The sequence below is a fragment of the Donghicola sp. XS_ASV15 genome (genome assembly GCF_041224595.1).
In the GTDB taxonomy this organism is placed as follows: Bacteria; Pseudomonadota; Alphaproteobacteria; order Rhodobacterales; family Rhodobacteraceae; genus Donghicola.
The window spans coordinates 1-9,286 of the sequence record NZ_JBGFGN010000016.1 but is presented as its reverse complement, the minus strand read 5'-3'; the positions used below and the strand labels follow the sequence as shown (position 1 = coordinate 9,286).

The following is a 9,286-nucleotide window of genomic DNA, read 5'->3' as shown; positions in this document are numbered from 1 at the left end:
CATGTTGGTTTTGGTCATCGGGGTCTCCGTGTGGTTCGTGGTTGAAGCGGTCAAACTCCACCTCGACCATACACCTCGATGGCCACCCGGGATTACACCGTTGGCGGTGCGGAAATTACACCACGTGCTCGGACACTAACGCCTACTGGCTTGGGGGGAGTCATCAGGCTTGGGTGGCTGAAGCGGACATCGGCATCGTTGGCACGGGGTATTTGTGTCCGAACCACCAAGGGAACGCTGATCATATTTGCAACGCCGGTTTTGTGACCTCGGCAGAGGCCAGAGGGCGCGGGGTTGCGCAAAGCTTGTTAAACCACATTGTGGCCGAGGCCCGCATGGCTGGCTTCAAGGCGATGCAATTTAATTTTGTGGTGTCTACAAACACCGGCGCGATCGCCCTGTGGCAACGCAACGGGTTCGAGATCGTGGGCACCTTGCCCCGTGCTTTCCGCCATCCAGAAGCAGGATTCGTGGACGCTCATGTAATGTATCAGCTTCTTTAATAGGCGCAGAATGGCTTCTTGCGCGGCCAAAACCCAAGACTCACTTGATCGGTTTGCCTGAAAGCCACAGCATGAAAAGCTAGCCAGATTTTCATGAAAGCTTTTGCCATGCCTGATTTTGATTTGATCCTTTTCGATATGGATGACGTGCTGTGCCACTCGGATAAGGCCTATCGTGCTGCTCACCTGGCCAAGCTGACAAACACCTCGGCGGAACGTGTGCGCGCGGCAATCTGGGGCTCTGGCATCGATGCGGCAGCGGACGCTGGAATCATCAGCACCACAACGTATTTGCGCGAGGTGGCCCTACAACTTGGCGCGCCTTTTTCAGCGGACCAGTGGCTAGAGGCACGCAAAGCCTCGATGACCGCAAACCCGCAGGTGCTGGAACTGGTCGCGCAGGTCCGCAAGAGCTATCCCGTGGCAGTTCTGACAAACAACTCGGAGCTTGTGGGTGACAATATCGACTATTTGTTTCCCGAGCTGCGCCCCCTGTTCGAGGATAAGATTTTCCCGTCATCGAAGTTTGGCGCAGCCAAGCCAGACAAAGCCTGCTTCTTGAACTGTCTCTCGTTTCTGGGGGCGCGACCTTCCAAGACACTCTTTATCGACGACAAGCCCGAGAACATCAGCGGTGCTGAAAAAGCAGGTCTGAAGGGGCATGTATTTGACGGGGCTGAGGGACTCAGCGCTCGTTTGGTGGCCGAAGGTTTGGTCGAGCCGGTTCAGGTTCCATAACGGGCCAGAAAGGTGTCGACCGCACCTTCAATCACATGCTTCTGCTCATGCGGGCTGACGGTTTGACGAAGCCCAAGAACCAACTGCAGCCAAATGTCGGACTTGCACATCTCGGCGAATTGGAAAGCCGCAAGGCGCTTGTCAGGGATACGGACTTCTCCGCGCTCTTCGGCCTCGGCGAAGTATTCAGACAAGCGCGCGACCATGACCTCTGGTCCGGACGAGAAGAAGGCCTGCCCGAGTTCAGGGAAGCGCGCCGACTCGGCCACGCAGATGCGATAGATTTTCAGTCCCATTTCGCTGGTTGCGAAGGCAAAAAGGCGCTCGCCTACATAGGTCATGACAGCACGTACCCCTGCATCGGCAGTAATCTCGACAGAGGCTTTGTCGGCTTGCCCTGCACATTCCGAGCGGGCGACTTCCATGAATAGCAAACGCTTGTCTGCAAAATAGCTATACAGAGTCGCCTTCGAGACGCCAGCCGCTTGGGCGATGTCGTCGACGCTGGCCCCTTCGAACCCGTCGCGCATAAAAATCTGTCGTGCGCCTTCGAGAACCTGATCAAATTTACGGCCGCGGCGCACTTCGGTTGCGACAGTCATATGGACCTCCAAAAATGATCTCATTGATAAACCGCACCGTTCAGTTCAGCAAGCAGTCGCAGACCGACACCCTGCACAGGCGGGTTTGTCTAAAACAACAAACGGCTGTGCCAATTCGCCGCTTGCACCTCGAAAGCGATCCACTAAATTAGAATCATTCTAAAATAGAGGGCAAAGATATGCGTTTTATCACTCAACGCAGGAGGTTCTCGGATCTGTCGGATCAAGAGATCCTTGCTTTGGCGATTTCGTCCGAAGAGGACGATGCTCAGATTTACCGGACCTATGCCGCGCGGTTGCGCGAGGAATACCCGTCGACAGCCGCCATTTTCGAAGGCATGGCCGAAGAGGAGGACAACCATCGCGCCCAATTGATCGCCCTGCATCGCGAGCGGTTTGGCGAGACAATCCCCCTCATCCGCCGAGAGCATGTGGCAGGCTACTATGCCCGCCGCCCTATCTGGCTGGTAGAGAATCTGGGCTTGGATCGCATCCGCGAAGAAGCCGAAGGCATGGAGCGCGACGCAGAGCGGTTCTACACCATGGCCGCGCAGCGCACGTCCGACGCCGCGACCCGGGATTTGTTGGGACGTTTGGCGCAGGCCGAAGCCGGCCATCAGAACACCGCCGCGGATCTGGAGAAAACCCACCTTGATGGCGAGGCGAAAGAGGATGAAGACGCTTCGGCCCACCGTCAGTTCGTGCTGACCTATGTGCAGCCGGGTTTGGCGGGGTTGATGGACGGGTCCGTTAGCACGCTGGCTCCGATCTTTGCGACAGCCTTCGCGACCCAAGATACGCATACCACCTTTCTGGTGGGCCTGGCTGCCAGCGTGGGTGCGGGCATAAGTATGGGCTTTACCGAAGCAGCCTCTGACGATGGCGAGCTGTCGGGGCGCGGATCGCCGTTCAAGCGGGGGATGGCCTCGGGCGTGATGACGGCGCTTGGCGGTTTGGGGCACGCGCTGCCCTACCTGATCCCGCATTTCTGGACTGCGACGATCACCGCGTTCTTTGTGGTGTTCATCGAGCTTTGGGCCATCGTTTGGATCCAGAACCGCTACATGGATACGCCCTTCATGCGGGCCACATTCCAAGTCGTTCTTGGCGGGGCACTGGTCTTTGCGGCTGGTGTTTTGATCGGCGGGGGCTGATGCAGGGCTGCCCCAACCTTCCGTATAATGGAAATTGCAGAAACGCGTCGTTGCCATAGGCAGCGGCGCTCTCTATCGCTTTGGGTATGATCGAGATTTTCTTTAGAACATTACCCTTCTTTGCGATGATCGGCCTTGGCTACGGCGCCGCGCGCACCCGCTTTTTCAGCGAGGAAGCCACCGCAGCCATCACCAAGTTCGTGTTCTACTTTGCCCTTTCGGCCATGCTGTTCCGGTTCTCTGCGGATCTCAGTATGTCAGAGGTTTTTGATGGCCCATTCATCCTAGCCTACCTGAGCGCGACAGGGCTGATCTATGTGGTTGCGATGGGGTTCGCGATCTTTCGCGGCAGGCCCGTGGACGAGTCCGCCGTTGAGGCACAGTGCGCAGTGATCGGCAACACGGGCTTTCTGGGCATTCCGATGTTGACCATGCTGATGGGCCCGCAAGCCATTGGTCCTGTGATGATGGTGCTGGCGATTGACCTGATCGTGTTCTCGAGCCTGATCGTCATTCTCATCACGGGATCGCGCGATGGACGGATGCGGCTGAGCGTGCTGAAAACCGTCGCTGTTGGCCTGATCAAGAACCCAATGATCGTCTCGATTGCCTTGGGGCTGCTTTGGTCTACGGCGTCGTTGCCGACGCCCGCGCCGCTGATGGACTTTGTCTCGATCCTCGGGGCCGCGGCCACACCCGGGGCGCTGTTTGCAATCGGGGCTTCTCTGGCCGGAAAATCAGCCGAGCGGATTGAGATCGCGGGCTGGCTGTCCTTTTGCAAGCTGATCCTGCACCCTACCGCCGTCGCCTATGCGGCGCTCGCGTTGTTCCACGTGGAACCGTTTGCGGCCAGTGTGATGATTGCAGCGGCGTCCTTGCCAGTGGCTGGAAACGTCTACATGTTGGCGGTGCATTACGGGGTGGCGGCACAGCGCGTTTCGACCTCGATTTTGATTTCAACGACGCTCAGCATCGCTACAGTGTCGGCAGTGATCGCGTGGGTGTCTGTGTTCTGACGCTACCCTAAGGGCGGAAAGAAAAAGGAAGATTTCATGGAAACGATTTCGGAAAACCGGTGCTTTGGCGGCGTGCAAGGGGTCTATTCCCACGATAGCGCGGTGACTGGCGGCAAGATGACATTCGGTCTGTTCCTGCCCGAAGAGGCAGAGCATGGCAGCGTGCCGCTTCTGTGGTACCTGTCGGGTCTGACTTGCACCCACGAAAATGCCATGACCAAAGCGGGCGCGCAGGCTTGGGCCGCTGAACACGGGATCGCTCTGTGTTTCCCCGACACTTCACCCCGCGGCGAAGGTGTGGCGAATGATGACGCCTATGATCTGGGGCAGGGCGCTGGGTTCTATGTGAACGCGACCCAAGAACCTTGGAAGCCGCATTTCCAGATGTGGGACTACATTGCCGAAGAACTGCCGCGCGTCGTGGACCACAACTTTGCCGTCGATCCTGACCGCCAGTCGATCACGGGCCATTCTATGGGCGGCCACGGTGCCCTGACGCTCGCGATGTCCTTGCCCGGTCGTTACGCGTCTGTCTCGGCGTTCTCGCCTATCGCGAACCCGACCCAAAGCGACTGGGGCCGCAAACAGCTAGGAGCCTATTTGGGGTCCGACGAAGAGGCGTGGAAGGCACACGACTCCAGCCTGCTGATGCTGGATCGTGGCTTTGATGGTTCTGTGCTGGTTGATCAGGGCGCCAGCGACCAATTTCTTGAGCTCTTGAAACCCGAAGCCCTTGCGCACGCCATGGCGGCGCGCCGTCAGGACGGCGCATTCCGCATGCAAAAGGGCTATGACCACAGCTATTTCTTCGTCTCGACCTTTATGGAAGAGCATGTCGCCTTCCACGCAGAGGCGCTTTACGCCCTATGATCTACGTGGACGCGGACGCCTGTCCGGTGAAAGACGAAGTCGAGCGCATTGCCACGCGGCACAAGACCGAGGTGGCAATGGTCTGCAACGGGGGGCTCCGCCCCTCGCAAAACCCACTGATCCAACTCGTCATCGTGCCCGAGGGGCCAGACGTCGCGGATATGTGGATCGCGGATCGGGCGCAGACGGGCGACGTGGTCATCACAAACGACATCCCGTTGGCGGCGAAATGCGTGCCTGCGGGGGCGATCGTCATCAAGTCTAACGGCGAATTTCTGACGGCTGCGAATGTGGGCAATGCGCTGGCAACCCGTGATCTGATGACTGACCTGCGCGCCGCCGACCCGTTCCGACAAGGGGGCGGCAAAGGGTTCACCAAGGCTGACCGATCCCGCTTTCTGAATGCACTCGAAGACGCGCTGCGCCGCGTGAAACGCAAAGGATAATCCATGACCCCCGAAGCTGTGGTTTTCGACATCGGCAACGTCTTGATCGAATGGCAACCAGAGCGCCACTTCGACAAAGTGATTGGAGAGGAACGTCGTAAAGAACTCTTTGCCGCAGTGGATCTGCACGCGATGAACGATCAGGTGGATCGGGGCGCAAACTTTCACGAATTGCTGGCCTCTATGGCGGAACAGCACCCTGAATGGCGCGAAGAATTGGGTATCTGGCACGACCAGTGGATCGAGATGGCCAGCCCCGAAATCCCACACTCGGTCCGACTTCTGCGCGCATTGCGGGCCAAAGGTGTGCCTGTATTCGCGCTGACCAATTTCGGTGTTCAGACGTTTGAAATCGCCGAGCCCGTCTACCCGTTCCTGACGGAATTCGACAAACGCTACATCTCGGGCCACATGCAGGTGATCAAGCCCGAGGCGCGCATCTACGAAATGGTTGAAGATGACTGCGGTGTTGCGCCTGCCGGTTTGCTGTTCGCGGATGACCGCACGGATAACATTGAGATGGCGGCTTCGCGCGGGTGGCAAACGCACTTGTTCACCGGTCCCCAAGGGTGGGCGGACTGTCTGGTGGCCAAGGGCCTTTTGACCGAGGAAGAAGCTGTATGACACCTGCCATCGTTCCGTTCGAAGCTGACGCTTATCTGGATTGGATCGCCCTGACCGACGCTATGTGGCAGGCGCACACTCTGCCCAAAGCGCAGATTTCAGACAGCTTCCTTTATCGGGGCGATGACACTCTGCTGCTGCGCTCCGCGTGGATCAACGGACTGGGATTAGCGGTCAAGGCCGCGACGGTGTTCCCCAAAAACCCAGCCGCTGACTTGCCCCGCGTGAATGGGGGTGTGTCGTTGTTCGGCGATGATCATGGTCTGCTGGAGGCCGTGGTGGACTTCCATCTTGTGACCAAGTGGAAAACTGCGGGCGACAGCCTGCTGTCGGCCCGTCGTTTGGCGCGGCCCGACAGCCGACGTATCCTGATCATCGGGGCAGGGACCGTAGGCACGAACATGATTGACGCCTATGCCAGCGCCTTCCCCGACGCGGAATTCACCGTCTGGAACCGCACCAAGGCCCGTGCCACTGAAATGGCCGCCGGTATTCCGGACCTGCAAGTCGCGACCGACTTGCCCGAAGCGGTCTCCAAGGCCGACATCATCTGCTGTGCCACCATGAGCACAGAGCCGGTGCTAAAGGGCGCATGGCTGCAACCTGGCCAGCACGTGGACCTGATCGGCGCCTACCGCCCCGACATGCGCGAGGCGGACACCGAAGCCTTGACCCGCGCGCGATTGTTCGTGGACAGCCGCGATACGACGATCGAGCACATTGGCGAGTTGAAGTTGCCCATCGCTGCGGGGGAAATCACGCCCGACCATGTGATCGCGGACTTCTATGATGGCGATGCCTTTGCCCGTCAAACGCCCGAAGAGATCACGATCTGCAAGAACGGCGGAGGCGCGCATTTGGACCTGATGGTCAGCCGTTATATTCTGGACGCGTGGCGCGCAGCACAATGACAAAGGGGCCCGAAGGCCCCTGATGTTACGCTGCCAGCTGAATGCGTTTTTCTTTGATGGGCAAGTGTACTAGCGCCGAGAAAGCGCCAACCCCAACACCCACCCACCAAACCGCCGTGTAGTCGCCGGTGATGTCGTACATCTTGCCCCCCAGCCAAACGCCCATGAAGCTGCCAAGCTGATGGCTGAAGAATACGATCCCATATAGCGTGCCCATGTAGCGCAGACCGTAAAGGTGCGCGACCAGCCCAGAGGTCAGCGGCACGGTCGCCAGCCAGAGCGAGCCCATCACAAGTGAGAACAGGATCACCGTCGCAGGTGTCATCGGGAACATAATGAACGCCGCTGCCACGATGGTCCGCATCGCATAAACCCCTGCCAGCAAGTACTTCTTGGAATAGCGCTTGCCCAGATAGCCCGCCATCAAGGTGCCGCCAATGTTGGCCAGGCCGATCAAGCTGATCGACACGGCCCCCAACGCTGATGTGGTCTCGATCCCCAAGGCGCTCAGCACACCGCCTGCCGCAATCGGGCTGCACACCTCGGTCACAAAGGCTGGAAAGTGCGCGGTGACAAAGGCCAACTGATAGCCGCAGCTAAAGAACCCAAGGAAAATCATGGTGTAGCTTGGGTCGCGGAACGCACGGCCAAGGATCTGGCCCATGCTTTCTTCCAGCTCTTTCTTTGAGGCAGGCGGTTCGACCCGCATCATCGGCAACACCATGAGCACCGCAAGGATCGACACTGCGAACAGCAAAAAGACCTGCTGCCACGTCATGAACCCAAGCAGCCACTCAGCCAGTGGTGCACCAAAGACTTGGCCCGCGCTACCCGCAGCAGTCGCAATCGCCAAAGCCATCGAGCGGTTGTCGTCACTCGCCGCGCGCCCAACCACCGCGAGGATCACGCCAAAGCCAGTACCTGCCACGCCGAAGCCGACCAAAATCTCCAAGAACTGGTGTGCGGCGGGCGTGACCGCAAAGCTGGAGGCCACAAGGCCCGCTGCATACATCACCGCTCCCAAGATGATCGCCTTGCGATCACCAAGCCGTTCCGCGAAGGCCCCGAACAAGGGCTGTCCGATCCCCCAAGCCAGGTTCTGGATCGCGATTGCCAAACTGAAGTCCGCACGCAGCCAGCCGAACTCTTCGGCGATGGGGATCTGGAATACCCCAAAACTGGCACGAATTGCAAATCCGACCATGACCACCAGACAGCCCGCAATCAAGACGGGTGATAACAAGGGGCTGCTGCGTTCCATATGGGGCTCCTGTTTGACGGCTGTATAACCTTAAAAGATCGAATGCAGTCGTCAAATCAAGCATTGTGATGGCCTAGTCTTCAGTTAGTCATCAAATATGTCGTAATTCCAGTAATCCGCCGACGGGTCTTTGTACGGGGCTGGGTCTGGCTGAGTCGCTGATTGCTCTTCTTCATTCGTTTCGTCTGCGCTGACCTCTTCAACCCCGTCCGTCGCGTGCCCAATGCCGTGAACCGGAATAGATTTGAGCGCATCACGGCTGATGCCATCAGGGATTTTCTGTCCTGAGGACAACTTCTTGAGCAGGAGCATTTCCAGACGGGTCAATGCAATCTCCTCCTGCTGCGGAGAAGCCTGCACTGTGTCCTCCGCCACAGTCTCATCATTGGGCGCCTCTAGGGCAGGGGTATCGTCTGCGCCTGTTGCCTCCTGCGTGTCTGGCTCTTCGAGATCGGCGAGGGCGGCAAAGGGGTCTGCGTCGGCTGTGCCCTCGACGGCCGCCACGGCCTCTATGGGGGTGTCTTCTGTCGCCGAGGGGAAAGTGTCGTGACCTTGCTCCTCCTCCGCGACCTCAAGGGCAGCAAACGGGTCATCGTCTTCGCTGAATGCTACAACGGGATCTGCGTCGATGTCTTCAGTGGCTTCCACGTCGGGCGTGCCGTGGTCCTGGGCTGTTTCGGAAGCGTGATCTTCCGGCAAGGGTTCGGCCTTCTCCTCTGCAGGCTGGATGCCCTCTTTGGAACCGGTGTCATCGGCGAGCGCGGCCATCCCGCCTGCGGCGAGGCGGGCGAGCTGTGCGTTGCTGCCTTCTGCGGCGGGCTTTGCCACCTCGAAGGGCGCAAACATGTCGTCGTCTGCGCCTGTAGCCTCCTGCGTGTCTGGCGCTCCGAGATCGGCGAGGGCGGCAAAGGGATCCGCGGGCGGGGTCTCTAGGGTGTCCGGTGCGGGCTCTTCTGCCACGGACTCTTCACCGGATGCCTCCGGCGCGGGGGTGTCGTCTCCGCCCGTAGCTTCAGCGTCGAGCGGAAGCGCGTCCGCATCGTCTGAGACCACGTGTTCCGAAGGAGGCGCGTCGTCATCGTCCAAGCCTTCGAGGGCCTCGAAGGGGCTTGGGACGGCGGTGCCTGCAGCCGCGTCTTCAGAGGCCTGTGGTTCTTCGTC

General features: G+C 59.2%; 10 protein-coding genes and 1 pseudogene. 8 read left to right on the top strand and 3 right to left on the bottom strand.

The features are described from left to right. The first annotated feature begins 41 nt into the window (after nucleotides 1-41). Nucleotides 42-503, top strand: a complete 462-nt coding sequence (locus AB9K37_RS00365; protein ID WP_369835089.1) for an N-acetyltransferase family protein — start codon at nucleotides 42-44, stop codon at nucleotides 501-503. A gap of 108 nt (nucleotides 504-611) precedes the next feature. Beyond that, nucleotides 612-1,241 (top strand): HAD family hydrolase, encoded by a 630-nt coding sequence (locus AB9K37_RS00360; RefSeq protein ID WP_369835088.1) that lies wholly within the window; start codon nucleotides 612-614, stop codon nucleotides 1,239-1,241. Here AB9K37_RS00360 and AB9K37_RS00355 read toward each other — a convergent pair. Next, nucleotides 1,229-1,843: a TetR/AcrR family transcriptional regulator gene (locus tag AB9K37_RS00355; RefSeq protein ID WP_369835087.1), complete on the bottom strand. Its 615-nt coding sequence runs from the start codon at nucleotides 1,841-1,843 to the stop codon at nucleotides 1,229-1,231. The two genes, AB9K37_RS00360 and AB9K37_RS00355, sit on opposite strands and share 13 nt — an antisense overlap. A gap of 179 nt (nucleotides 1,844-2,022) precedes the next feature. On the opposite strand from AB9K37_RS00355, the gene mbfA reads away from it, so the two are divergent. The 6 genes from mbfA to AB9K37_RS00325 all read left to right on the top strand — a co-directional run bounded on the left by mbfA (nucleotide 2,023) and on the right by AB9K37_RS00325 (nucleotide 6,864). After that, nucleotides 2,023-2,997, top strand: coding sequence for an iron exporter MbfA (gene mbfA, locus AB9K37_RS00350; protein ID WP_369835086.1), 975 nt, complete (start codon nucleotides 2,023-2,025; stop codon nucleotides 2,995-2,997). Between the two features lie 86 nt (nucleotides 2,998-3,083). Further along, nucleotides 3,084-4,013 carry an AEC family transporter gene (locus tag AB9K37_RS00345; protein ID WP_369835085.1) on the top strand — a complete coding sequence of 310 codons (930 nt, stop codon included), beginning with the start codon at nucleotides 3,084-3,086 and terminating at the stop codon, nucleotides 4,011-4,013. A 36-nt stretch (nucleotides 4,014-4,049) separates the two neighbouring features. After that, nucleotides 4,050-4,883 (top strand): S-formylglutathione hydrolase, encoded by an 834-nt coding sequence (gene fghA, locus AB9K37_RS00340; RefSeq protein ID WP_369835084.1) that lies wholly within the window; start codon nucleotides 4,050-4,052, stop codon nucleotides 4,881-4,883. Then, nucleotides 4,880-5,329: a YaiI/YqxD family protein gene (locus AB9K37_RS00335; protein WP_369835083.1), complete on the top strand. Its 450-nt coding sequence runs from the start codon at nucleotides 4,880-4,882 to the stop codon at nucleotides 5,327-5,329. Before fghA ends, AB9K37_RS00335 begins: the two co-directional genes overlap by 4 nt. A 3-nt stretch (nucleotides 5,330-5,332) precedes the next feature. Continuing rightward, nucleotides 5,333-5,953, top strand: coding sequence for an HAD family hydrolase (locus tag AB9K37_RS00330; protein ID WP_369835082.1), 621 nt, complete (start codon nucleotides 5,333-5,335; stop codon nucleotides 5,951-5,953). Then, nucleotides 5,950-6,864 carry an ornithine cyclodeaminase family protein gene (locus tag AB9K37_RS00325; protein WP_369835081.1) on the top strand — a complete coding sequence of 305 codons (915 nt, stop codon included), beginning with the start codon at nucleotides 5,950-5,952 and terminating at the stop codon, nucleotides 6,862-6,864. The genes AB9K37_RS00330 and AB9K37_RS00325 overlap by 4 nt, the downstream gene beginning before the upstream one ends. A 25-nt stretch (nucleotides 6,865-6,889) precedes the next feature. Here the strand turns inward: AB9K37_RS00325 and AB9K37_RS00320 are convergent, their stop codons facing one another. Beyond that, entirely contained in the window at nucleotides 6,890-8,125 is a 1,236-nt protein-coding gene (locus AB9K37_RS00320; protein ID WP_369835080.1) for an MFS transporter, read from the bottom strand. A gap of 84 nt (nucleotides 8,126-8,209) precedes the next feature. Beyond that, nucleotides 8,210-9,286, bottom strand: a pseudogene (locus AB9K37_RS00315) (hypothetical protein); the annotation flags it as partial.